The following is a 22,671-nucleotide window of genomic DNA, read 5'->3' on the forward strand; positions in this document are numbered from 1 at the left end:
GGAAACATGCGAATCAAGTTCCGCGGGCTCAATCCGCTCCGTTGGGGGTTCTGGTACTGGCGCGCGCCGCGCGGCCGCGCAGTGTTCGAGCTGGGCCCTGTCGACATCTACCTGCCTGCCAAATACCGATGATGAAGCCGTACAGCAAGGAAGAGATTGAACTGATCGAGGCCGCGGCGCACGCCGCCGGCTATGACGTGCGCCGATTCCGAGTGCGTGAGCTCGAGGTCGTGCACGTAGGCGTAGGCGACCAATGGGCGTTGTTCGACCCGAAGCGACACGACGGCGACGCCTTCCGCCTGCAAATCGATTGCCGACTGTCCGTCAACGTGGGCCGAGAGCACGCCATTGCCACTGCATACCCGGGTGGCGTAGCCCTGACGCTGTTGGAGGCGATTGGAGACAACGCCTCCGCCGCTGTGCGCCTGGTGATCACCCGCGCCGCGGCCGCGCTGTACGAACACCACCAAGCAGCGGTGGCCGCGTGACGCTACACATCGTGCCCATAATGTTCGCCGAGGCGAACGCGTTTGTGGCCAGGCATCACCGGCACCACCGGCCTGTCGTCGGCACGAAGTTCTGTGTCGCGGTGGCCGATGCCGGCGAGGTCGTCGGGGTGGCGCTGATCGGGCGTCCAGTGGCTCGGGCGTTGGATGACGGCTGGGTGTTGGAAGTGAACCGGTGCTGCACGGATGGTACGGCGAACGCCTGCAGCATGCTTTACGCCGCCGCTTGGCGGGCGGCTCGCGCGTTGGGTTACAGGAAACTCATCACCTACACGCTACCGGAAGAAGGCGGGGCGTCGCTGCGCGGCGCCGGTTGGCGGCTGGTGGCGCAAACGGATGGCGGGTCGTGGGGCTGCCCGAGTCGGCCGCGCGTAGATACGCACCCGACACAGGGGAAACTGCGCTGGGAGTCCGTATGAGCCAGGTCTTTCGGGAATTCACCTTGCGTGGCCGCGCAGACTGGAACGAGGTTGTGGCCATGGTCAAGGCCGCGGCCCCAACCATGGCCAGCGATGGGCGGCCAATGCGGGTGATTCTGGTGGACGACGGCGCCGACCGCACGGAAGAGCAGGTGCGCTTCTACTGGAAAGCGGTGATTGAGCCGATCGCGGAGCAGGCGGTGGTCGCCGGCTGTCGGTTCACCAAGGCAACGTGGCACAAGCACATGAAGGAGCGGTTCCTGCCACCGAAGGAGCACCGCCTATCGGACGGCCGGATAGTGCTGGTCGAGCCGTCGATCGCCAGCGGCGAGATCACTGTCGGGGCGATGGCGGAATACATGAGGCAGGTCGAGGCGCACGCCGCTTCCACCTACGGGGTTGTCTTTGACTGAGCGGGGATATGATGGACAGAACCAAGGCAAATGGAGTGCTGGAGGATGTGAGCGCTGAAATCGGCTACACGGCCACCTCGCTGCTGGTGGCTTGGTTCGGTGGCGCCAACCTGTACGTCCCGGCCGCGGCAGACGAAAACCACCCGGTGTCCCGCCTGATCGGGCTGCCAGCCTTCCGACGCCTGGTCGCGGCGTACGGCTCCGAGACGCTGGCCATCCCTGAGGGCCATCTGGAAGAGATTGACCGCCGGAACCGCCTCATCGCCCAGTTGATCGCCAAGGGCAAGGGCTCCAAGGAGATTGCTCAGATCACTGGCTTGACTGAGCGCCGGGTGCAGCAGCTCCGGACCAAGATCGAGCGTATGGACCTGATCCCGCTCATCATGCGCCGTGCCCAGAAGAAGGCATTGGAAGGCAACCCCGCCCAAATGCCGCTTGACCTGGGCTGCCTAGCCTAGCCAGCGGCAGAGTAGCAGACATATCAGCACACCAGCACAGAACGAGGCAGGGCCACCTTCGTGAGGTGGCCCTGCTGCACGTACCTTAAAGTGAGGGAACTCCGAAAGAGTGGGGCAATTTGGTTCGCGGACTGCGAACAGTTGACGCGAAACCGGTCCCTACTTTTTATCATCCTCGACAAAACCATCGCGATTGGTGACCCTCGCGCCATCGGTGAATACGTCGCGCCCGCCTGTAGCTCTCGCCCCATCGGTGTACACGTCTCGCCTATGCGTAACTCTCGCGCCATCGGCATAGACGTCATACTTTCCAGCTTTCGCTCCATCTGTATAGGGGTCACGCGCCCCCATCGTGCCGGCAGAAGCTGCACCAGCGCCAAGTGCAGCACCTGCAACTGTGAGCAGTAAGACCTTCTTCAGCATTTTCCACCTCCTCTGCAGGTGGCTATCTTTCCCATCCCTAAGTGCACTATAGGTTGGCACCATCAGTTTGTGCATCGCAGAAAACTTATACTTTGGTCATTAGATTTATGACTCCCGGATATAAGCGCTTTCTTCAACGTGCCAATTGGTGCACCCGCACATGTCCTCTCAGCGTCTCCTATACGGTCCCTGCCGGCTGGATGGACGCTCGGCTACCCAAGAGATGTGTATAAGCGGATGGTTCCAGCCGGCAGCCATCATGCGCATCGCCGACTTGGCGGGGGCCCCGGAGGGATTCCGCTACGTGCGGGCGCGAAGAGGCCCGGCCTTCGGGAGTTTTTCGGATTTTCAAACTTGATTTCAGGGCATTGACCACTGAAACATCCCCACCAGCCCCGACACCACAGCTAGAACCCCGAAATCCATCCGCAGGACGCGACAGCACCGAAAACGCACCATTTTCGGCATGGAAAGAAATCAAGTTGCGCCCGCGGCGTCGCCAGGCCTCTACCGGCTCGCCGCTGCGGCCGCCCTCGTGGGCATCTCCGTCGATCTGTTGGAGTCCGCAATCAGGCGGGGTGAGGCGCCGCTCGAGCTGGTGAAGCTTGGCGAGCGCGGGCTGCTATTCGTGCGCGCCTCGGAGCTTCATGCCTGGTTGAAGCCGACCGCGGCGACCGCCGAGTGCGCGGCAAGGGGTTGATGGGGATGAGCCAAACGACCCCGGCCCGCACCTCGAAGGGCAACGGCCACGGCGGTGCGCGCTCCGGCGCCGGCCGGAAGCCGAAGGAGTACGTGAAGCCCCCGGTGCTTGAGGACTTCGATGAGGCCCGGGCGCGCAATGAGCGGGCCAAGGCTGACCTGAATGAGCTCGAGTTCAAGATCAAGAGCGGCGAGTACGTTTCCCGTGCCGCGGTGGTGCAGGCGACCGCCACGGCCTACTCCACGATTGCCCAAACCTTGCGCTCCTTGCCTGATCACCTAGAGCGGCGCCTGGCGCTGGCGCCTGACATTGCCGAGGAAATCGGCCGGCAGGTCGATGAATCCTTGGCCGAACTGGCGGATGTGTTCGAAAGAATGGGGGGCGGGAATGTTTGACGAAACCGCCCACTACGCCATCGCACTCGGCGACGTGCTGAGTCCGTTCGAGGCGTTCCGCCCGCCGAAGCGCATGTCGGTGAGTGAGGGCGCCGCACAGAACCTCATCATCAAGCAGACCGGAGGGCCAGCCACACCCTGGTCCCCCGATGAGACGCCGTACATGGTCGAACCGACCGACATGCTTGCCAGTCGGCGACACGAGGCACTGGCGTTCATCGGCCCGGCGCGTACAGGCAAGACTGCTGCGCTGCTGCTCGGCTGGATGGCGCATGCCGCTGTGAATGACCCGGGCGATATGCTGATTGTCCAGATGTCGCAGGATAAGGCGCGCGAGTTCTCAAAAACGGACATCGATCGAGCCCTGCGCCACTCGCCGAACCTCGCGGCTATGAAATCGGCGGCCAGCCAGGACGATACCGTGCACGACAAGCAATTCCGGCACGGCATGTGGCTGCGCATCGCCTGGCCAACCGTCTCGAACCTGTCCGGGTCGACCTATCGCTATGTCGCCTTCACGGATCTGGACCGGATGCCGGACGACATCGGCGGCGAAGGTGCGCCGTTTCCTCTTGGACTGAAGCGCACCACGACGTTCATGTCCCGGGGCATGGCCTTGGCGGAGTCTTCGCCCGGCCGCGATCTGGAAGACCCAAACTGGCGGCCTGCCACACCGCACGAGGCGCCGCCGACGAGCGGCATCTTGGGCATATACAACGGGAGCGACCGGCGCCGCTGGTACTGGAAGTGCCCAGATTGCCGAGAGTGGTTTGAAGCCGCTCCCGGCCTGGGGCTGTTCAACTTGCCGTCGGATGACGAACTAGGTCAGATCGTCCGCGAGGGCGACATCAACGCCCTGGCCGATCAGTACAACCGGATCATCTGCCCGCATTGCGGTGCGGTCCACCTGCCGAAGGCGAAGCCGGCGCTGAATCGGTGCGGCCGCTGGCTGGCTGAGGGGCAGCACATCACCGCAGACGACGAGTTGATCGGAGAGGCCGTCACCTCGCCGACGGTTGGCTACTGGCTTGGCGGTGTCGCGGCCGCCTTCCAGTCGTGGAAGTCCCTTCTTCTGCGCTACTTCCAGGCGTTGCGCCAGTACGAACTCAGCGGGGACGAAGAGCCGCTCAAGAACACGACCAACGTCGACCAGGGCATGCCCTACATGAGCCGGCATCTGGCGGAGGCTGGCCGAACCTCAGTTGGCCCGGCCGATCGCGCGGAGCAGGGCTTGGCGCGCTACATCGTGCCGGAGCAGACGCGCTTCCTGACAGCTCAGGTCGACGTGCAGGGCGGTACCAACGCGCGCTTCGTCGTGCAGGTGCACGCACACGGGCCACACAATGAGCAGTGGCTGGTCGACCGCTACAACCTCACCGAGTCGGCGCGCGAAGGCATGGGCGGCATGGCACCGATCGACCCGGCGAGCTATGCAGAGGACTGGGACGTGCTGACCGAGCGCGTGGTACGCGCCACCTACCGCACGCCCATGGATGGGCTGGAACTGCGGGTCAAGATGGTCGCCGTGGACTCGGGTGGCGAAGACGGCGTTACCGACAAGGCGTATGCGTGGTACCGGCGCCTTCGGCGCGAGGGGCTGCACGGCCGGGTGATGCTGGTGAAAGGCGCTTCGTCAAAAACGGCGCCGCGGATCAAGGAATCGTGGGTTGGGAACCGCAACGGGCGTGAGAAGGGCGACATCCCGCTCTACGTCTTCAACCCCAATTTGCTGAAGGATGAGGTCGCTGCCGGGCTGCGGCGGCCGTCGCCCGGGCCCGGCTACTACCACTTCCCGAAGCCGAAGAGCCCGCAGAATCCCGGTGGTTGGCTGCCGATGGCGTTCTTCGACGAACTCACCGCCGAAGTCCGCGACCCGAGAGGTGTCTGGCGCCAGGTGCGCAAGCGAAACGAGGCGTTTGACCTATGCGTCTACGCGATCGCCGCGCGCCTGCGTCTGGGTGCCGACAAGATCAAGAACTGGGGCCGCGCCCCCACGTGGGCGAAGCCTCTGGCGGAGAACTCGGAACTGATAGCGGTCGAGGGTCGCCGCGAGATGAAGGCAAGCGTGGCTGTTGAGCGTCCGCCTGCCGAAGCAGCGCCAGCCGCGCCGGCAGTCCGCAGGCGCCGCGTCGCCCGCTCGTCGTACTTGGGGTGATCCACTCCGCCCGAAATCCAACCGCAGGCACTGCCGGACTTGAACCCTGATGATCTGCGTGAACGAAACAAGCCCACGCAAATCCACATGGCAGTCACCCAAGCGGACATCGACGCGCTGAACGAAGCTATCGCATCCGGCGAGCGGCAAGTCACGCTCGGCGGGCAGAGTATCACGTATCGCTCGGTCGATGACCTCATCAAGGCGCGCGCCGACCTGGAAGCCCAGTTGGCGAAGCAGTTGGGCAAGACTCGCCCGCGCCGCGTGTATCTGTACCAGAACGGGCGGGGCTACTGATGGCGTCGGCTCGTAAGCGGAAGGCTGCGGCACAGGCCGCCGCACAAGGCGCCGGTGGCGGCGTGCTGGCGGTCAAGGCGCGATATGACGCCGCCGGCTCCGGCCGACGCATGCGCGGCTGGAACCCGCCCACGTCCGGGCCGAACCGGGCGATCACCGGTCTGCAGAAGATCCGGGACCGCGCGCGCGACGCCGGTCGCAATGACTGGTCGGGCGAATCCAGTACACAGCACTGGACGACGAACCTCATCGGCATCGGCATTGTGCCGCGCCTGCGCCGCATCAAGTCCAAGAATCGGAAGCAGGAGCTGAATGACCTGTGGGATGCCTGGGTGTCGCAGGCCGACGCAGATGGGGTGCTCAACTTCTATGGTCTACAGACCCTTGCGGTACGTTCCTGGCTTGAATCGGGGGAGGTCTTCGCACGCTTGCGCCCTCGCCAGATCGACGCACCACTGGCGGTGCCTCTGCAGGTCCAACTTATTGAGGCGGACTTCGTGCCGCTGCTTGACGCCGATTACTGGCCGGGTATGCCGGCGGGCAATACCATCCGGCAGGGCATCGAGCGCAACAAGTACGGGCGCCGAGTCGCCTACTGGATGTATCGCGATCACCCGGGCGACGGCCAGCTCTCCAGCGCCATTGACGCGAGCAGGCTCCTGCGCGTGCCGGCAGACCAAGTGCTGCACATGTTTGAGCCCAAGCGCCCGGGCCAACTGCGCGGCGTGTCGTCGCTTGCTCCGATCCTGGCGCGCCTGCGCAATGTGGCGGACTTCGACGACAACGTGCTGGAGCGGCAGAAGCTGGCCAATCTCTTCACGGTGTTCATCACGCGCACCATGCCTGGAGGCGTCGATGGCGACTTCGATCCTCTGACCAACCTTCCAGTGGATTGGGGGAACGATGGCCTTCCGCTGGCAGGCCTTGAGCCGGGCATGTCGCAGGAACTCGATCCCGGGCAGGACGTGAAGTTCTCCGCCCCGCCGGATGCGGGCACGGCGTATCCGGACTACATGCGCACACAGCACCTGGGCACGGCGGCGGGCCAGGGCTTGCCCTACGAGCTGTTCAGCGGCGACATCAAGGAGGTGTCTGACCGCACGCTGCGCGTGATCATCAATGAATTCCGCCGCTTCGCCGAGCAACGCCAGTGGCAGATCGTCATCCCGATGCTATGCCAGCCAATCCGTGATGCCTGGGTTGATGCCGGTGTTCTCAGCGGTGCCATTTCCGTGGAGGAGGCCAACGACGCGAAGCGAGTCGAGTGGGCGCCCCACGGCTGGCAGTACATCCACCCCGTGCAGGACGTGCAAGGCAAGAAGTTGGAGGTTGACGCTGGCTTTCGCAGTCGGTCCAGCGTCATTGCTGAACGCGGCGATGACCCCGAGCAGGTTGACGCCGAGCGCGCCGCTGACAAGGAGCGCGACGAGGAACTGGGCCTGTTCACCGCACCTATACAACCCGATCCGAATCGCTCAGATGGCGACAGCAGCGGCGAATCCTCGCCGGGCCGGCGTCCCGACTCCAACAAGGCGAAAAAATGACCCTCAGCGAGCTGTTCAACGAGATGTGCAAGGTCGCGCCCGCAGCAGTGGTCGGCAGTATCCAGTGGCTCACCGGGATGCTGCCGAGCCTGCTTCTGTGGGTGACCTTCATCTATACGAGTCTGCAGCTCTATGTGTTCGTGCGCGACAAGGTGAGGCGCCGCGTGAAGCCGGATCCCGAGGTCTGACCGAAATTCATCCGCAGGCGGTGTTGCCTGTGGATGCCGAAAATTCGCTTCATCAAAAAAGGACTGCCATGAAGAACTGGTATTCGATCACCGCCAAGGCGAACACCCCCGAGGAAGCGGACATCTCGATCTTCGACGAGATTGGCTTCTGGGGTGTCACCGCCAAGGATTTCATTGCCGATCTGAGCAAGATCACGGCCAAGAAGATCAATCTCTCGATCAACTCGCCGGGAGGCTCAGTATTCGACGCCCTGGCCATCTTCAATGCCCTGCGCAACTCGGGCAAGGAAATCCATGTTCGCGTGCTTGGTATTGCTGCCAGCGCCGCGAGCTACATCATGCTGGCAGGCGACAAGATCGTTATGCCGGAAAACACTTTCGTGATGGTGCACAACCCGCTGGCGGGCATGTACGGCAATGCTGAGGAATTCCGCGAGTTTGCCGACGTGCTCGACAAGGTTGGCGCGAGCCTGCGCGCCACCTACGTGAAGCGCACCGGCAAGAGCGAGGAAGAGATCGACGCGCTTCTGTCGAAGGACACCTATCTCACGGCCGCCGAAGCCGTTGAAATCGGCCTGGCCGACGAAATGGAGCCGGCGATGAACGTTACCGCCAGTTACGAGACAGACCGCCTGCCTGAGAACGTGAAGGCTGCGTTCACGGCAGCGCAGACGCCTGCAGCGAAGACCGATCCCGCGCCTGAGCCGAAGCAGGCGGCGCAGGAAGCCAATGCGACCTTCGCAGATCAGGTGACCGCTCTCGCTGAGCAGGCGGGTCTGGCGGAATTCGCCACCGTCTGGGCACTGGATCAAAGCCTTGGGGCTGTCGAAGCCGTCACCGCGGCAATCAACGATGCCCGGGAAATCAAGGCGCTGTGCGCCGTCGCCAAGAAGCCCGATGCCGCTGCTCAGTTCATCAAAGCGCGGACTTCGACGGCAGACGTTCGCGCAAAGCTGTGCTCAATGCTTGCCGAAGCAGACGAGCAGCAGCATATCGACACCGCGCCGAAGGGCAATAGCACGGCAACCAATCCCGCGCAGCCGGTAGCCGTCAAGACTGCGGATATTTGGGCTGCGCGTCGTTCTCGGTAAGGAGTTAAGGAAATGGCACTCATCGAAGGCAAGCACACCGGCGAGTTTCTGCTGTCGGAAGGCAACGGCTCCATCAGCCGGGAAGAAGTCACCATCGCGGCGGCTGCCGGCGCCTTGGTCCCAGGCACGGTGATGGGCAAGATCTCTGCCAGCGGCAAGTATGTCGCTTACAACAACGCGGCGGCTGACGGTAGTGAAGTCGCGGCTGCGGTGCTGTACGCAGGCGCCCCGGATCTGGCCGTGGATCAACAAGCGGTCGTTATCGCCCGCCAGGCGGAAGTCATCGAGGCTGAGTTGACTGGCCTCGACGCTACTGCCAAGGCCGACTTGGCTGCCGTCGGCATCATCGTTCGCTAACCAGGCACAGTACGGCCAAGATACAGAGGGAGGTTCATAGACATGCCGCATCTCGATATTTTCAACAACGACGCATTCAGCGTCGCGTCGCTCACCAAGGCGATCAACGACGTGCCCCATCAACCGACTCGCATCGGCGAGCTGGGCCTGTTCACGGAAGAGAGCATCACCACGACCGCCCTGTCGATCGAGAAGCAGGGTACCACCCTGTCGCTCGTGCCCGCGGCGCAGCGCGGTGCTCCCGGCAAGCCGGTGACCAACGACAAGCGTCAACTGGTCTCGATCAATACCGTGCACCTGCCGCAGCGTGGCGCAGTGGTTGCCGACGAGGTGCAGAACCTGCGCGCGTTCGGCAGCGAAACCGAACTGGAAGCGGTGCAAACGCTGGTGAACAAGAAGCTCGCCAAGATGCGTCGCAATATCGATGTGACGATGGAGTACCAGCGCATCGGTGCGATCAAGGGCCAGGTGCTCGATGCCGACGGCACCACGGTGCTGCTCGACCTGTGGTCTACGTTCGGCGTCAGCCAGCAGTCGTTCCCGATGGTCCTCGGCACGGACTCGACCAAGGTGCGCCTGAAGGCCGTTGCCGCGAAGCGCCTGGTCGAAGACGCGCTGGGCGGCCTGATGTACCGCGGCCTGCGCGCCCTGTGTTCGGCGGCCTTCTTTGACGCCCTGGTGGGCCACCCGGCTGTCGAGCGCGCGTACGACCGTTGGATGAACGGCGAATTCCTGCGGACCGACAAGCGGGCCGGTTTCGAGTTCGCAGGCATCACCTGGGAAGAGTACCGCGGCAATGTCGGCGGCAACGACTTCATCGAGGACGGCGACGCGCACCTGGTGCCGGAGGGCGTGCCCGACCTGTTCGTGACGAACTTCGCGCCGGCTGACTACATGGAGACGGTGAACACCAACGGCCTGCCGTACTACGCCAAGCAGGAGGCCATGGGGTTCAACAAGGGTGTCGAGCTCGAAGCCCAGTCGAACCCGATCTCCATCTGCACTCGGCCGCGTGCCGTGGTGAAGCTCACCGTCGCGTAATGGCTCTGCGCGCCTTCGCTCGCATGACGGGTCGCATCCTCGCTAGATTGGGCGAGGATGCGGTTTTGCGTGGTTCGACGCCGTGCCGCGTCAACATCGAGCGCAACGTCGAAGTGTCGGGTGCTGACGGGCTTGTGTACTCGCGCACCGTTGCTACGCTGCAGAAGTCGTTCGTCGCGCGCAAGGGCGACACGCTCGCGCTCGTCGACGCCGACGGGCAGCCCCTCCCGGATCATTCCTTCGTGGTCGACGGTCCTGCGTTCGAGGACAACGGCTACACCGCGCGATACGTCCTGCGGAGCGCCTGATGGCTATCCGTTCATCGTCGTTTTCCGTCACGGTCGAAACCGCAACGCTGAAGGAGGTTGCGGACTCGCTCTCACACCTGGACGGTGCAACGCTCGGCCGCGCCGCGATGACGGCAGTGAACCAGGTCGCGCTGAAGGCGTTCTCTGACGCGAAGGGGAAGATGAACGCAGGCATCAACCTGCCGGACAGCTACATCGACGACCGTATGGCGTTCGAGCAGGCGATGGACCCTGCAAAGCCGGTCGCTCGCATCCTTGCTCGGGCTCGAAACACCACCCTCACGCAATACGGCGCGCAGCAAATGACGCGGGTCGTGAAGTACCCCAACGACTCGTTCAAAGCCGGCGCGATGGGGAAGAACCCACGCAAAGCCGGCGCGCTGTTCCCTTGGAAGTTGCGCGTTGGCAATGCCGCGCGCGGCATCCCGGTCGGCATGAAGCAGGACGGGATCTCAGTCGAGGTGAAGCGCGGCTCTCGCAAGCCCGTGACAAGCGTGAAGGCGTTCTTCGTGCGCGGGCGCAACGGAAACCTGCTGGTGATGTCGCGCAAGGCGGGCACCAGCGGAAAGAGGCGTGGGGACCTGAAGTCTCACTACAGTCTGTCGGTCTATCAGCTATTCCGCGCCGCGCTCGACGAGACGTTCTTAAACGACGTAGCGGTGCGCCTCGGGTCGACCGTGGCCGCTCTCACAGCAGACGAACTGCGAAAGGCATTGGGCAATGACTAAGGCAAGCGACATCGCGCTCGCGCTCTCAGCGCGCCTGGCGGCGATCCAGGTGGCAAACGGCTTCAATACGGACATCGGCCTGAAGGTATTCCGCGGAAAACGTGCGCTCGATGCAGATGTCGACGTGCCTTGCGTGGTGATTGTCGAGGGTAACGACACCGTGCTGGAGGCGGCGCAGGCAAAGGCCAATTTGAGCCAGCGGTACCAGTTTGAGGCGCATGTGACGTGCGACCCCGACCATCCGAACGATGCGGCCCACCTGGTCATCGAAGACCTGAAGCGCGCGATTTTCAGCGGGCAGAACAAGTACGCAGCGCCGCTCGACGGACTGGTGAAGAACCTGAACTACAAGGGACGCGTGATCGGCGCACGCGAGGACGGTATTGACGTGGTGTTTGCGGGCATTCACGTCGATGCGGTGTATCCCGAGGACTTGACTAACCCCTAACTCGAAATTCATCCGCAGGCACTGCCCGCGGCAGCCCGCCACACTACCGTCGGTGCCAGTGCTGGCAATCTTTGGAGATCATCAATGACAGCAGCTCGTGGTTTTATCGGTGCTGGCGACCTATACATCGCCCGCTACAACATCAGCATCGCGGATTTCGACCCGTGGAAGGGCCCGTACGAGGCGAACAAGTTCGAGATCAAGCCCAATGTCGAGATCAAGGACAACACGTCGAAGGGCCGTAGCACCTACGGCCAGATCCTCGAAACGGTTCCGCTGCCGAAGCCGACCGACTTCACGCTGGAAATGGCCGAAGTGAACCGCGAGTCGATGTCGTCCGCACTGCTCGGCACCGACTCCGACATCAACGTAGCTGCCGACAGCATTGCCGACGAGGCAATCACCGCCAAGCTCGGCGCCTGGGTGCAACTCTCGCTGCAGAACTTCCAGAAGGCCGGCTTTACCGTGAAGGACACCGCCGGCAGCACGACCTACGTGCTCGACACCGACTATGAAGTCAACTGGCGTCTCGGCTGGATTCGCGCCAAGGTGGGCGGGGCCATCACGGACGCGCAGGCACTGAAGGTTACCGGCAACACGAACGCCATGACCGGCACGCTGATCCGCGGCTCGACCAACACCCAGATCCGCGCAAAGCTGATGCTGGACGGCATCAACTTCGCCGACCAATTGCCCGTGATCGTCGAAGTGTACGAAGCGGTGATCGCGTCGAACAACGCATTCGACTTCCTGCAGAGTGACTTCGCAAAGGTCAACCTGCCGGGTCGTCTGAAGACGCCGGTCGGCAAGCAAGAGCCGTACACCGTCAAGCTGCTGGACAGCGCCGCCTAAGCGGCAATGCGCAGGCCCGGGGCGTTCGTCCCGGGTTCCGGGGGAGGGCGCTGACGCTCCCCCGCAATCCCTTCATATTTCTCGCAGGCCGACATGGCAGACAACAACCGCGACGTATCTCTCCAGGTTTCTGCCACTACGATTGGCTCCGAGAAGATCCGCGACCTGGCAAAAGACGTACACGACCTGGCGAAACAGGGCGGGGATGCCGCGCCCGAGTTTAAGCGCCTTGGCGACGAGTTGGACAAGCTGGCCGACCAGAACGACGCCATCGACACCTTCACCCGGATGAAGGATGCGGTCGACACCCTTGCGGTCGACCAAGAGAAGGCGAAAGATGCCGCCGCGGCGCTCGGCAATGAACTGACCACGCTGTCCGGGACCAACGAGAAGTTCGTCGTGTCCGAGCAGGAGGCAGTTGAAGCCGTGCGTGCTGCGCGGCGCGACATCGCCGAAAAGCGCGAAGCATTGGCGCTGCTGAAACTCGACACCGACGACACCGGCAAGACGACAGCCGAATATAGGCTCCGGGTTGTCGAGCTGAGCAAGGCGATCATCGAGGCGCGCGGCACGCTGCGCGAGAAGCGGGACGCCCTGGACGCAGCGAAGCAAGCGGCCCGGGACGCCGGCGAGGCTGAAGCCAACCTCGCGGCGCAGTCGAAACTCGCCAACGCCGAAGTGAACGCGGCCACGCGGGAATTGACCCGCCGCACCGCCGCGCTGAACGAGTCGCGCGATGCGTTGCAGGCAACGGGTATCGCCACCGACGACGTGGCGCGGGCGCAGGCGGATCTCGGCCGCGCTTATGCTGAGACGGTCGCAGCCATCGAGCGGCAGCAGGCGGCTATTGTGGCGCAGCGCCAGGCGCAGGCAGAAGCCACCGCGCAGGCAAGGGCCGCGATGGAAGCCGAAGATCGGCTCACCAGCCTGCAGATCAACAATCGGTACCGTCTCGAAGCCGCTGCGCGCGAGCAACTAGAGGCTGAGCGCAAGCAGTACGCCGAAGCGGAGCGCTTGGCGAAGCAGGCTGCCGATGCGCGCATCGCTGCAGAGCAGCGGTACCAGCAGTTCGTGCAATCGTCTGCGCAGGCCCGCAAGGCGCTCGACGAGGCGTTCGCTACGACCGGCGTAAGGTCGGCACAGGCGGTCACGACCGAGATCAACCGCATCAACGCCGCGCTGCACACCCTGGCGAACGATGCCACGGTTTCCGGTGCCGAGTTCGACCGCGCATTCGCCGCGGGCCAGCGGCGGATCGAGTCGCTGAAAAACTCCCTGAACGAAGCGAGCGACGCTGCGCAGAAAACCGGCACGGCCGGCCGCCTGGTGTCCAGCATGCTCGGCCAACTGGCCGGTGCGTATGGTGCGTTTGAGCTGTCGAAGAAGTTCCTCGATGCGAACACGCAGCTCGAATCCATGCGGCGGACGCTGGCGATCACGACCGGCAGTCTCCAAGAGGCGGCGCGGCAGATCGAGTTCCTGCGTGTAACGGCGAACAACTCCGGTATCGCCATCGGCGAGATCAGCGAGAGCTACAAGCGGTTCTCTGTCTCGATGCAGCAGGCCGGTATCGCGTCGGAAGCCACCGAACGGGTGTTCGGGTCTGTCATCCGCGCGACGGGTCAGATGGGGCAGGGTAGTGAGCGCGCATCCCTCGCGCTCGAGGCACTATCTCAGATCGCTGGGAAGCAGGTCGTGTCCCTCGAAGAACTCAGGCAACAGCTCGGGGATTCACTCCCAGGCGCGCTGAAAGTTGTTGCCGACGGCATGGGTCTGTCGGTCAAGCAACTGACCGCGATGACCGAGGCGGGGCAGATCATGGCGGCAGATATGCTGCCCGCTCTCGCCGACCAGCTCACGAAGACCATCGCCAAGGGTACGGAGCAGGTCGAAGGGTTCAGCGCAACGTGGGCGCGCTTCAAGAACCTGATGACCGAGGCGTCGACGACCATCGGCGATACCGGCGCGCTGACCGTGCTCACCGCCGCGCTGCGCGCCGCGGGCGTGGTGGCCGGCTCCGTAGCGATGGGTGTCTCGACCACGCTCGACGTGGTGTTCACCGGCGTGAAGCAACTCGCCACGCTGACCGCAGGCGTCGTGCATGGTGACCTGAAGGGTGCCGTGAGCGAGGCGGGCGTGCTGTTCGACCAGATGATCGACCGGCAGGCCAAACTCGGGCGCGCAATCGGCGAGATGGCTGGTGGCGGCGACCAAGCGGCGGCTGCCCAACGTGGCGCCGGCGCGGCGGCTCAGCAGGCCGGATCTCAGGCGCAAGCTGCCGCAGCAGGGGTCAACGCCAATGCGCAGGCGCACGGGGCTGCTGCAGCGGCTGCTACGGGCAATGCGCAGGCACAGCAGGGCGCAGGTGCTGCAGCAACGACTGCCGGCACGCAAGCGACTGGCGCCGCGCAGGGCTGGTACGCGATCCAGGCGGCGTACATCGACGTGAACAAGACCGCTGAGCAGAACACCCTGATCGCAGAGAAGCTGGCGCAGGCGAAGAAGCACGAAGGCGAGGCATCCGTCCAACTGGCGCAGATCGGCGGCAACGAGATCGAGATGCGGCAGGCTGCTGTCCGCGCCGCGCAGGGAGACGAACAGTCGCTGCGCACGCTCGCCCTGGCGCGTCAGCAAGAGGTGATCTATCTCAAGGCGCAAGCCGAGTCGCTGATCATCGCGGCCGGCGGGTCGGAGAAGCTGCGCGACGACCAGCGCGAGCAGATCAAGGTGCTGAACGACCTGATCGACAAGAAAACGGCCGAGGCTGAACGGTCCAAGGTCGCCGCCGATTCGGCGCAGGTCGAGACGGTCGAACGCCGTGCCGCTGCGGAGACGTACAAGGACAACGCCGCGCGCCTGGCCGAGCTGAAGACTGCTGCGGAGACTGCGGCGTCGGAACTGGCTCGTATGCGGTCGCAGGAGGTGGATACCGCCGAATCGCACGCCAACGTCGCTAGGGCTGCGCAGGATGCGGCTTACGCAGAGGGGCTGTACCGCGACGCGCTGTCCGACACCGCTGCGGCTGCCGAGCGCAAGATCGCCGTCCTGCGGCAGAACGCATCCGAGACGGACATCGCCAGCCGCGCCAGCCTCGCGTACCTGAAGACGCAGGAGCAAGAGGCGCAGATGTACGGGCGCGTGGCCGAGGCGCAGGGGTACCAGATCCGGCAGAAGCAGGTGCAGATCCAGATGGTGCGCGACCACATCGCCGCCGTCGAGGCTGAGACGCGGCAGACCATCGCTGCGGCCGAGGCGGATCGCGCTGCCCTGGACGCAGCCGGCCAACTGAACCCGGCCAAGCAGCAGGAGATTGAGCTGCGCATCCGGAACGCGCAGGCCAAGTTGCAGGAGGCGCAAGCCGGCGAGCAGCAGATCCGCCAGTTGCAGAACGAGATTGACGCCATCCGCATGCGCAACGATGTCGTGCAGGAGGGCACCCGTCAGGCCAGCTCGACCGGCGGCGGGGGGCAGGTTGGCGGACGCCAGCTCCAGGCGTCGCAGAACGACGCGCTGATGAACCTGGCGGACCGGCAGACCCGTGGCACGCTCGCTGCCGACGACCTGAAGACGGCGCAGGCAGCGTTCGAGGCAGCCGACTTCAATCGCCGGGTCATGCAGCAGTACAGCGGTCAAGGCGTCTACAGCCTGGAGGGTATCCGCAGCATCAATGCTGCATACAACCAGGCGCGGAACATCCTCGAAACGGTCCAAGGGCTGCAGGCGAAGAAGGACACCGGCGGCGCCCCGCGTGCAGCCGGCACCAAGACGGTCAACATCAACCTGAACGGTCGCAGCACCCCGGTCAATGTCGCATCCGACGGTGATGCTACGGCGCTGACGGGCGTGATGCGACAACTCGAATCCCTGCAAGGGAGGTCCAACGCATGAGCATCACCCTGGCGGTCGGCGCAACGACCGTGACCCTCAGTTCCGCCCTGTACTGGTCGGACGAAAACAACTGGGCGCCGGTCGAACAGACGGCTGAACGGACCATCACCGGGGCGATGATCATCAGCGCCGCACAGCGGATCGGCGGGCGCCCGATAACCCTGGAGCCGGCAGACGACGAGAGCGGGTGGATGCGCCGTGACGTGATCGACCAATTGCGAAATTGGGCCGCAGTCGCCGGACAGCAGATGACTCTTACACTCTGCGGGCAAGAGCGCACGGTCATCTGGCGACACCAAGACGGCGGCTTTGAAGCCAACCCTGTCGTCCACTACGACGACGTTGTAGACACCGACAACTACCTCGCCACCCTGCGGCTCATGGAGATTTAAACGAATGACAATTACCACCGCAGACATCAAATTGATGAAGTCGGAAGTCCTGCTGGACACCGACAACGGGGGCGGTCGCATTACGTCGAAAGAGGTAGTCGATGGCGTCAGCAACAACCTGTTCCCCGACGTTTCCGAGTTGGATCGAGTGTACGGTCGCATCTCGCTGCGCAAGGCGTACCCGCAGATCGACGTGACCGGCACCGACACGTACCTCGGGTCGCACTCGATCATCCTGAAGGAGCCGGACGACGACAACGTGTCGGTGACGCTGTTCTCGACCAAGAGTTGGACCGACGTGCGCACCGACGCCAAGGACCGGGTCGAGTCGTACCTGGCGCGCGGGGTCAAGTGGCCGGGCCAGCTGCTGGAGACCCAACTGCAGGGGCAGCGCGCGATCCAGATTCTGCAGAAGCCCAGCGACGCGCTGCCGAAGGTCGGGCAGACGCTGGTGCTGATCCAGGACGAAGGGCTGTCGACCGAGATCGAGCAGTACGTGCGCATCACCAAGGTCGAGTCGCTGGTGCGCGAGTTCACCGCCAGCAACGGCGTGAAATGGAACGGCCTGCTGGTGACCTGTACCATCGCCAACCCGCTTCTGTATGACTTTCTTGGGCCGGTTGCCAGCCCCTACGACGATCAGAACGCCAAGGCGAAGTGCCGCGACACGCGCGTGGCAAACGCCGCTGTGTACTACGGTATCGCCAAGATGGTCGATGACGCCAGCATCGGCGACATCCGGGTTATGGTGAACTCGATCTTCAGCCAACTGGTGCCGAGCGCGCAGTCGCAGACTGCCCTGGCCGACCTGAACGCCGCCGGTAACCTGGCGCCGATCCTCGCCAGCGGCGCGACAGGTGTCGATCAGGCGCGTTTCCTCAACATCACCGGCTCGCTCCCGCAGAAGATCTACTTCGGCACGGGCATGGTGCCGGGTTCGTTCCGCTGCGGCGCCGTGGCCGGACTGTCCGATGACGGCACCGGCAACCTGATGCTGAATGCGGTGGCAGTCGGCACGGTTGACTACACGACCGGCACGGTGGTGATCACGGCCTCGCTGGGCGCTACCGGCAACTCGGCTTGGTACTTCAAGCCCGCCGCCGCGCCGCAGCGGGTGTCGGAGACCGCGTCCATCGACGTGGACACGACCAACCGAGGCAACGTGTACACAATCACGCTGAACCCGGCGCCGAAGCCTCGCGCGCTGAAGGTCAGCTACATGGCGCAGGGCAACTGGTACGAACTGGAGGACCAGGGCGGCGCCGGAAACCAAGGCGTGATCAGGGGCTCGGACGGCTCCGTCGGTTCGGGCACGATCAATTACACGACCGGCACGGTGGTGATGACGCTCGGCGCGCTGCCGGACGTGGGTAGCTCGGTGCTGTTCTTCTGGTCGCCGCCGTCGCAGTACTTCAACCGCGTGACCAGCACCGTGCAGGCGCCCCGCGTGCAGTTCCAGGTCGCCACCGCCAGCGACCAGAAGCTGATCCCCAGCTCGGTGACGATCACCTGGGACAACGGTGTTGCCAAGTCGGTGACCTCGGACGCCAACGGCATCCTGTCCGGCGACGGCACCGGCTACGTGCGCTGGCAGAACGGCGTGTACCAGGTCGAGCTGGTGCCGACCGCGATCCCGGCGATGGGCACGGTGTTCACGCTGGCGTACCAGTACTCGGTCAAGAAGACTAAGTCGTTCAGCCATCCGCTGCGCGATGGCAACGGCAAGCTGAACCTGCAGCTCGACGACAGCAACATCGTCGCCGGCTCGCTGCGGGTCAACTGGAACGTGCTGATCAACGACTACTCGGTGATCTCGGGCGTGCCGGCGGCGATGCAGTACATCGAGATCGACCCCACGGTGAACACCAAGGACGACGGCTCGGGCAACCTGGTGCTGCCGGTCAGCACGGGCACTGGTAACGGCGACACCGTGGCGGCCGCTGCGGTCAACTACAGCACCGGCGCGCTGTCGTTCAACCCGGACCGCACGGTCAGCGTGCCGCAGCCAAACTACCAGTCGACATTGATCGGCTACCAGAAGGGGGCCAATGGCTGGCCCGACCGCAACGACCCGGTGTACCGCAACACCATGACCGGGATCACGTACTACAACGCCGCCGCGCTGTTCCCGAACGACGAGTCCGGCGTGGTCGACGTGGAGTACCGCGTGTCCGGCACGCCCGGCAACAACACGCAGACGTTCACCTGGAACGAATCGAAGTTCGATCTCACGCGAGACTTCGCCGAGCCCATCGTTCCCGGCAGCGTGATGTTCACCTGGGGCGGCAAGACCTACTTTGACCGCAGTGGCTACCTGTTCACCGACCTGGACCCGACCACCGGCTCGGCCACGCAGGTCGGCACGGTCAACTACGCAACCGGCGACTGCACGATCACCAACTGGGGCGCTGGTGTCAGCAACGCCATCAGCATGCAGTCGCTGCTGACGACGATCAACGGCGACCCGACCGACTACGTGGTGTTCCGCGTACCGGCAGCGCCGGTGGTGCCGGGCTCGCTGCAGATCCGCGTAGTGCCGCTGGCCGGCGCGCCGTACTCGGTGACCGCCGATGCGAATGGCACGATCACCTCGGCCGGCAAGTGCTTCGGCAGCATCGACTACCAGACCGGCGTGGTGCGCGTACGCTTCGGCGACATGGTGACCGCTGCCGGCAACGAGGCCGCGATCTGGTACAACGCCGCTGCGGTACAGACCGACGGCAAGATCTTCAAGCCACTGCCGGTGTTTGGGGACCAGATACTGTTCAACGCGGTCGCCTACACGTATTTGCCGCTGGATTCGACGATCCTTGGCCTGGACCCGGTGCGTCTGCCGCAGGACGGCCGGGTGCCGATCTACCGCGCCGGTGACGTGGTGGTGGTTCATCACACCGCGAAGCAGGCGGTGACGCCTAGCAGCGGCCTGGTGGTCGACGTGGGCCGCGTGCGCGTCGCGGCGATGCGCGTGATCGACTCGTCGAACCCACCGGTGGTGATGAGCCCCGGCATGTACTCGACCGATCTCGATGCCGGCACGCTGACCTTCAACGGCACGGTGTCCACATCGGGTATGACTGGCACGATCTACGTCGAGAACCGCGTCGAGGACATGAGCCTGCTGTCGGACGTGCAGATCACCGGTCAGTTGACGCTGATGCGCCAGCTGTCGCACGTGTACCCGGCCGACGAGACCCGCGTCAGCTCGGCGCTGATCATGGGCGACCTGCAGGCGCGCATGGCGCTGAGCTTCACGCAGACCAGTTGGGCCAGTGTGTTCGCCGACGCGCCGTCCGGTGGCAGCCCGGCGTCGACCTACAACTTCACGACTTACCCGCTGCTGCTGACCGATAGGAGCTGCATTCAGGAGCGGTGGGCCATCGTCTTCACCGACACGATCAACTTCCGCGTGATCGGCGAGAGTGTCGGTCAGGTGGCACTGGGCAACATCAACACCGATTGCTCGCCAACCAACCCGACCACTGGCGAGCCGTACTTCACGCTGCGCGCATTGGGCTGGGGCGGCGGTTGGGCAGCCGGTAACGTACTGCGATTCAATTCGGCCGCAGCCAACTACCCGCTGTGGCTGGCACGCACGGTGCTGCAGTCGTCGCCGTCGGGCCAGTCGGACAGCTTCCGCGTGCAGATTCGCGGCGACATTGACGCATAAGGAACCGACATGGGAACTCCAACCTCGGTCAAGTGGTACAGCAACGTATCGGCGACAGCACCGACCCTCAACGGACTCGCCGGCTCACTGATCGCGCTGCTCGATGCGGTGCTGAAGGATGGCTACGGGCTGAAGACGCTCGACTCGTTGATCGTCGCCGGCAACGTCGCCACCTGCACGGTGTCGGCCGGGCACGGCTATCTGAGCAATCAGGTGGTGGTCATCGCCGGGGCGACGCCATCCGGACTGAACGGCGAAGTCCGGATCACCGTGCTGTCGGCGACAGTGTTTCGCTTCAGCACGGCCGGTATCTCGGATCAGACTGCAACGGGCACGATCACGGCCAAGATCGCGCCGCTGGGGTGGACCAAGCCGTTCTCCGGCACCAACCTCGCGGCCTACAAGCCCAGCGATCCGCAGGCCACCGGCATGTATCTGCGCGTCGATGACACGCAGATCGTGACCGCGCGCCATGCCCGCGTGACCGGCTGCGAGGCGATGGTCGACCTGAACACGTTCACCGGTCAGTTCCCGACCACTGCGCAGCTCAATGGCGGCATGTTCTGGGGCAAGTCCGCGACGCTGGACAGCACCGCGCGCAACTGGTACGTGATTGGCGACGAACGGTGCTTCTACATCGGCATCTCGCCGCACCCCACCAATGCGGCCAATGGCTTCATCTTGTACTTCGCTGGAGATATCCTGCCGCTGGGCAGTCAGGATATGTACCACTACCTGCTCAGCGGTCCGAGTTCCGATTTCACCACGTATGGGTCGGGCGGGCTCACGCACTGCATGAGTTGCGGCGGCCCTGGCGGGGCGGGGCAGATGTACCTGCCCCGACTGAATTCGCAGCTGGGCGGGTCAGTCCTTGCCACCCGTGCAGGGGCGCTGAACTGGGGCACCGACTACTCAGGGAGCACCAGCTACGCCGGCGGTTTACTGCCTAGCTTCCCGAACCCGATTGACGGGGCGGTGATGGTGACGCCGGTCCTGATCTTCGAGGGGGGCAACGCCAGCCAGCGGGGCGCACGAGGGTTCGCCCCCGGGATGTATCACCTGCCGATCAACGGATCGGCCACTGCCTACAACCACCTCGACGTAGTAACCGGTGTGGACACCATGCCCGGCAAGACCTTCCTAGCGGTACGAACCGGCAACCCCGCACAAACCGCGTACGCCGGGTGCACGTTGTTCGATCTGTTCGGCCCTTGGCGCTAAGGAGAAATCGACATGGCAGTGAAAATGTATAGCAGCTACGCCGCTGGCGGCGGGCACCCGGTCATGTCGGGCGTGTCGGGGGCGCTGATCGCGCTGCTGGACGCCTGTCTGAAGGACGGTTATGGGCTGAAGACCGTCGACTCCATCGTGGTAGCAGGTGGCGTGGCGACGTTGACGATCAACGCTGGGCACAGCTTCGAGATCGGCAGCACTGCGCTGATCTCCGGTGCGACGCCCATCGGGTTGAATGGCGACAAGAAGGTGCTGACGGCATCCACCACACAGGTGACCTTCGACGCGGCCGGCATTAGCGATCAGACCGCGACCGGCACCATCACCGCCAAGGTCAGTCCCTTGGGTTGGCTGAAGCCGTTCTCGGGCACGAACCTGGCCGCCTACACCTCGGCCGCCCCGGACTCGTACGGCATGTACCTGCGGGTTGACGATACCGGCACCATTGACGGTCGCGTGGTCGGCTACGAGTCGATGACCGATGTCAACACCGGCACCGGGGCGTTCCCAACCGTCGCGCAGCTCAGTGGGGGCATGTACGCCGGCAAGTCGTACCAGGGCAACAGCACCGCGCGCAACTGGATTCTGGTCGGCGACGAGCGGTTCTTCTACCTGTGGGTCGAGACCAATGCGCTGGCCGCCGGTCTGATGTGGGGCTTTGGCGATCTGCTGGGCTACAACCCCGGAGATCTGTGGGGCGCTGCGCTGTGCGGTCAGAACGCCAGCCAGGTGAATTACACGGGTCAGTACAGCAGTGAATGCCTGTCGTATTCGAGCAACATTTCTCAGTACTACATGCCGCGTGCCGCTTATGGTCAGCCCGGGGCGCTCAAGGTGCAGCGCCTCGGCGGCATGTTCTGGAACACTCAGGCCGCTTCGGGAGCGAGCCAATATTCGGCGTCGATGCTCAAGTTTCCCAACAATGCCGACAACGCGCTGTTGATTACGCCGGTGTACCTGGTGGTAGCCGGGCAGGGTCAGCGGGGCCGTCTCCCCGGTTTTTTCCACACGCCGCAGGATCTGACCGTGTCCGGCATCAACCACCGCGACCGATACTCCAGCATGCCTGACCTGCCGGGGCGGATTGGCATGATGCTGCGACATGGCGGGCCCGGCTTCGCTGCCAGTTGCTATTCGATGCTGGATATCACCGGACCCTGGCGTTAAG

General features: G+C 64.2%; 24 protein-coding genes. 23 read left to right on the top strand and 1 reads right to left on the bottom strand.

Annotation, left to right across the window (positions count from 1 at the left end; translation table 11 throughout):
* The first annotated feature begins 6 nt into the window (after positions 1 to 6).
* From JTE92_RS30645 to JTE92_RS18315, 5 genes are read left to right on the top strand one after another with little or no spacing between them, the layout of a single operon-like run.
* Positions 7 to 132, top strand: a complete 126-nt coding sequence (locus tag JTE92_RS30645) for a hypothetical protein (protein ID WP_255286403.1) — start codon at positions 7 to 9, stop codon at positions 130 to 132.
* The gene (locus tag JTE92_RS18300) at positions 129 to 488 is read left to right on the top strand and encodes a hypothetical protein (protein WP_063238553.1); all 360 of its coding nucleotides are present in this window, start codon (positions 129 to 131) and stop codon (positions 486 to 488) included. The genes JTE92_RS30645 and JTE92_RS18300 overlap by 4 nt, the downstream gene beginning before the upstream one ends.
* Positions 485 to 925, top strand: coding sequence for an XF1762 family protein (locus tag JTE92_RS18305; RefSeq protein ID WP_198065738.1), 441 nt, complete (start codon positions 485 to 487; stop codon positions 923 to 925). The genes JTE92_RS18300 and JTE92_RS18305 overlap by 4 nt, the downstream gene beginning before the upstream one ends.
* On the top strand, positions 922 to 1,338 hold the full coding sequence (locus JTE92_RS18310) for a hypothetical protein (RefSeq protein ID WP_063238554.1): 417 nt from the start codon (positions 922 to 924) through the stop codon (positions 1,336 to 1,338). The genes JTE92_RS18305 and JTE92_RS18310 overlap by 4 nt, the downstream gene beginning before the upstream one ends.
* 8 nt (positions 1,339 to 1,346) lie before the next feature.
* Entirely contained in the window at positions 1,347 to 1,796 is a 450-nt protein-coding gene (locus JTE92_RS18315; RefSeq protein ID WP_147318554.1) for a helix-turn-helix domain-containing protein, read from the top strand.
* Positions 1,797 to 1,955: 159 nt separating this feature from the next.
* Here the strand turns inward: JTE92_RS18315 and JTE92_RS18320 are convergent, their stop codons facing one another.
* Positions 1,956 to 2,219: a hypothetical protein gene (locus JTE92_RS18320; RefSeq protein WP_084254526.1), complete on the bottom strand. Its 264-nt coding sequence runs from the start codon at positions 2,217 to 2,219 to the stop codon at positions 1,956 to 1,958.
* Positions 2,220 to 2,685: 466 nt separating this feature from the next.
* Between JTE92_RS18320 and JTE92_RS18325 the strand changes: the two genes are divergently transcribed.
* The 18 genes from JTE92_RS18325 to JTE92_RS18410 all read left to right on the top strand — a co-directional run bounded on the left by JTE92_RS18325 (position 2,686) and on the right by JTE92_RS18410 (position 22,670).
* A complete protein-coding gene (locus tag JTE92_RS18325; protein WP_063238557.1) occupies positions 2,686 to 2,919 on the top strand; it encodes a hypothetical protein in 234 nt (77 codons plus the stop codon).
* Positions 2,920 to 2,924: 5 nt separating this feature from the next.
* Entirely contained in the window at positions 2,925 to 3,314 is a 390-nt protein-coding gene (locus JTE92_RS18330) for a DUF1441 family protein (RefSeq protein WP_169834806.1), read from the top strand.
* A complete protein-coding gene (locus JTE92_RS18335; RefSeq protein WP_063238559.1) occupies positions 3,307 to 5,469 on the top strand; it encodes a phage terminase large subunit family protein in 2,163 nt (720 codons plus the stop codon). Before JTE92_RS18330 ends, JTE92_RS18335 begins: the two co-directional genes overlap by 8 nt.
* An 87-nt stretch (positions 5,470 to 5,556) precedes the next feature.
* The gene (locus JTE92_RS18340) at positions 5,557 to 5,766 is read left to right on the top strand and encodes a phage head-tail joining protein (RefSeq protein WP_063238560.1); all 210 of its coding nucleotides are present in this window, start codon (positions 5,557 to 5,559) and stop codon (positions 5,764 to 5,766) included.
* Entirely contained in the window at positions 5,766 to 7,310 is a 1,545-nt protein-coding gene (locus JTE92_RS18345; protein WP_084254528.1) for a phage portal protein, read from the top strand. Before JTE92_RS18340 ends, JTE92_RS18345 begins: the two co-directional genes overlap by 1 nt.
* Complete coding sequence (locus JTE92_RS18350) at positions 7,307 to 7,498, top strand: hypothetical protein (RefSeq protein ID WP_063238562.1); 192 nt, start codon at positions 7,307 to 7,309, stop codon at positions 7,496 to 7,498. Before JTE92_RS18345 ends, JTE92_RS18350 begins: the two co-directional genes overlap by 4 nt.
* A 68-nt stretch (positions 7,499 to 7,566) precedes the next feature.
* A complete protein-coding gene (locus tag JTE92_RS18355) occupies positions 7,567 to 8,589 on the top strand; it encodes a head maturation protease, ClpP-related (RefSeq protein WP_063238563.1) in 1,023 nt (340 codons plus the stop codon).
* A gap of 12 nt (positions 8,590 to 8,601) precedes the next feature.
* The gene (locus tag JTE92_RS18360) at positions 8,602 to 8,946 is read left to right on the top strand and encodes a head decoration protein (RefSeq protein WP_063238564.1); all 345 of its coding nucleotides are present in this window, start codon (positions 8,602 to 8,604) and stop codon (positions 8,944 to 8,946) included.
* A 42-nt stretch (positions 8,947 to 8,988) separates the two neighbouring features.
* Positions 8,989 to 9,987, top strand: a complete 999-nt coding sequence (locus JTE92_RS18365) for a major capsid protein (RefSeq protein WP_063238565.1) — start codon at positions 8,989 to 8,991, stop codon at positions 9,985 to 9,987.
* 23 nt (positions 9,988 to 10,010) lie between these two features.
* Complete coding sequence (locus JTE92_RS18370; protein WP_147318556.1) at positions 10,011 to 10,295, top strand: hypothetical protein; 285 nt, start codon at positions 10,011 to 10,013, stop codon at positions 10,293 to 10,295.
* Positions 10,295 to 11,023: a phage tail protein gene (locus JTE92_RS18375; protein WP_063238567.1), complete on the top strand. Its 729-nt coding sequence runs from the start codon at positions 10,295 to 10,297 to the stop codon at positions 11,021 to 11,023. The genes JTE92_RS18370 and JTE92_RS18375 overlap by 1 nt, the downstream gene beginning before the upstream one ends.
* Positions 11,016 to 11,471, top strand: coding sequence for a hypothetical protein (locus tag JTE92_RS18380; protein WP_063238568.1), 456 nt, complete (start codon positions 11,016 to 11,018; stop codon positions 11,469 to 11,471). The genes JTE92_RS18375 and JTE92_RS18380 overlap by 8 nt, the downstream gene beginning before the upstream one ends.
* Positions 11,472 to 11,555: 84 nt before the next feature.
* A complete protein-coding gene (locus tag JTE92_RS18385; RefSeq protein WP_063238569.1) occupies positions 11,556 to 12,323 on the top strand; it encodes a phage tail tube protein in 768 nt (255 codons plus the stop codon).
* Between the two features lie 93 nt (positions 12,324 to 12,416).
* Positions 12,417 to 16,211, top strand: coding sequence for a tape measure protein (locus JTE92_RS18390; protein ID WP_063238570.1), 3,795 nt, complete (start codon positions 12,417 to 12,419; stop codon positions 16,209 to 16,211).
* Positions 16,208 to 16,603 (top strand): hypothetical protein, encoded by a 396-nt coding sequence (locus JTE92_RS18395; RefSeq protein WP_063238571.1) that lies wholly within the window; start codon positions 16,208 to 16,210, stop codon positions 16,601 to 16,603. The genes JTE92_RS18390 and JTE92_RS18395 overlap by 4 nt, the downstream gene beginning before the upstream one ends.
* Before the next feature lie 4 nt (positions 16,604 to 16,607).
* The gene (locus tag JTE92_RS18400) at positions 16,608 to 20,270 is read left to right on the top strand and encodes a hypothetical protein (RefSeq protein WP_063238572.1); all 3,663 of its coding nucleotides are present in this window, start codon (positions 16,608 to 16,610) and stop codon (positions 20,268 to 20,270) included.
* A 9-nt stretch (positions 20,271 to 20,279) separates the two neighbouring features.
* Entirely contained in the window at positions 20,280 to 21,491 is a 1,212-nt protein-coding gene (locus tag JTE92_RS18405) for a hypothetical protein (RefSeq protein WP_063238573.1), read from the top strand.
* A gap of 12 nt (positions 21,492 to 21,503) precedes the next feature.
* Positions 21,504 to 22,670 carry a hypothetical protein gene (locus tag JTE92_RS18410; protein WP_063238574.1) on the top strand — a complete coding sequence of 389 codons (1,167 nt, stop codon included), beginning with the start codon at positions 21,504 to 21,506 and terminating at the stop codon, positions 22,668 to 22,670.
* Position 22,671: the final 1 nt, after the last annotated feature.

The organism is Cupriavidus oxalaticus, assembly GCF_016894385.1.
Taxonomy (GTDB): Bacteria; Pseudomonadota; Gammaproteobacteria; order Burkholderiales; family Burkholderiaceae; genus Cupriavidus; species Cupriavidus oxalaticus.

Bases quoted from the DNA above. Each gene is read 5' to 3' on its own strand.
- JTE92_RS18320 (WP_084254526.1), bottom strand. From the start codon at position 2,219: ATGCTGAAGAAGGTCTTACTGCTCACAGTTGCAGGTGCTGCACTTGGC.
- JTE92_RS18370 (WP_147318556.1), top strand. From the start codon at position 10,011: ATGACGGGTCGCATCCTCGCTAGATTGGGCGAGGATGCGGTTTTGCGT.
- JTE92_RS30645 (WP_255286403.1), top strand. From the start codon at position 7: ATGCGAATCAAGTTCCGCGGGCTCAATCCGCTCCGTTGGGGGTTCTGG.
- JTE92_RS18350 (WP_063238562.1), top strand. From the start codon at position 7,307: ATGACCCTCAGCGAGCTGTTCAACGAGATGTGCAAGGTCGCGCCCGCA.
- JTE92_RS18375 (WP_063238567.1), top strand. From the start codon at position 10,295: ATGGCTATCCGTTCATCGTCGTTTTCCGTCACGGTCGAAACCGCAACG.
- JTE92_RS18410 (WP_063238574.1), top strand. From the start codon at position 21,504: ATGGCAGTGAAAATGTATAGCAGCTACGCCGCTGGCGGCGGGCACCCG.
- JTE92_RS18330 (WP_169834806.1), top strand. From the start codon at position 2,925: ATGAGCCAAACGACCCCGGCCCGCACCTCGAAGGGCAACGGCCACGGC.
- JTE92_RS18340 (WP_063238560.1), top strand. From the start codon at position 5,557: ATGGCAGTCACCCAAGCGGACATCGACGCGCTGAACGAAGCTATCGCA.
- JTE92_RS18300 (WP_063238553.1), top strand. From the start codon at position 129: ATGATGAAGCCGTACAGCAAGGAAGAGATTGAACTGATCGAGGCCGCG.
- JTE92_RS18360 (WP_063238564.1), top strand. From the start codon at position 8,602: ATGGCACTCATCGAAGGCAAGCACACCGGCGAGTTTCTGCTGTCGGAA.
- JTE92_RS18315 (WP_147318554.1), top strand. From the start codon at position 1,347: ATGATGGACAGAACCAAGGCAAATGGAGTGCTGGAGGATGTGAGCGCT.
- JTE92_RS18335 (WP_063238559.1), top strand. From the start codon at position 3,307: ATGTTTGACGAAACCGCCCACTACGCCATCGCACTCGGCGACGTGCTG.
- JTE92_RS18310 (WP_063238554.1), top strand. From the start codon at position 922: ATGAGCCAGGTCTTTCGGGAATTCACCTTGCGTGGCCGCGCAGACTGG.
- JTE92_RS18390 (WP_063238570.1), top strand. From the start codon at position 12,417: ATGGCAGACAACAACCGCGACGTATCTCTCCAGGTTTCTGCCACTACG.
- JTE92_RS18395 (WP_063238571.1), top strand. From the start codon at position 16,208: ATGAGCATCACCCTGGCGGTCGGCGCAACGACCGTGACCCTCAGTTCC.
- JTE92_RS18380 (WP_063238568.1), top strand. From the start codon at position 11,016: ATGACTAAGGCAAGCGACATCGCGCTCGCGCTCTCAGCGCGCCTGGCG.
- JTE92_RS18345 (WP_084254528.1), top strand. From the start codon at position 5,766: ATGGCGTCGGCTCGTAAGCGGAAGGCTGCGGCACAGGCCGCCGCACAA.
- JTE92_RS18405 (WP_063238573.1), top strand. From the start codon at position 20,280: ATGGGAACTCCAACCTCGGTCAAGTGGTACAGCAACGTATCGGCGACA.
- JTE92_RS18355 (WP_063238563.1), top strand. From the start codon at position 7,567: ATGAAGAACTGGTATTCGATCACCGCCAAGGCGAACACCCCCGAGGAA.
- JTE92_RS18325 (WP_063238557.1), top strand. From the start codon at position 2,686: ATGGAAAGAAATCAAGTTGCGCCCGCGGCGTCGCCAGGCCTCTACCGG.
- JTE92_RS18400 (WP_063238572.1), top strand. From the start codon at position 16,608: ATGACAATTACCACCGCAGACATCAAATTGATGAAGTCGGAAGTCCTG.
- JTE92_RS18385 (WP_063238569.1), top strand. From the start codon at position 11,556: ATGACAGCAGCTCGTGGTTTTATCGGTGCTGGCGACCTATACATCGCC.
- JTE92_RS18365 (WP_063238565.1), top strand. From the start codon at position 8,989: ATGCCGCATCTCGATATTTTCAACAACGACGCATTCAGCGTCGCGTCG.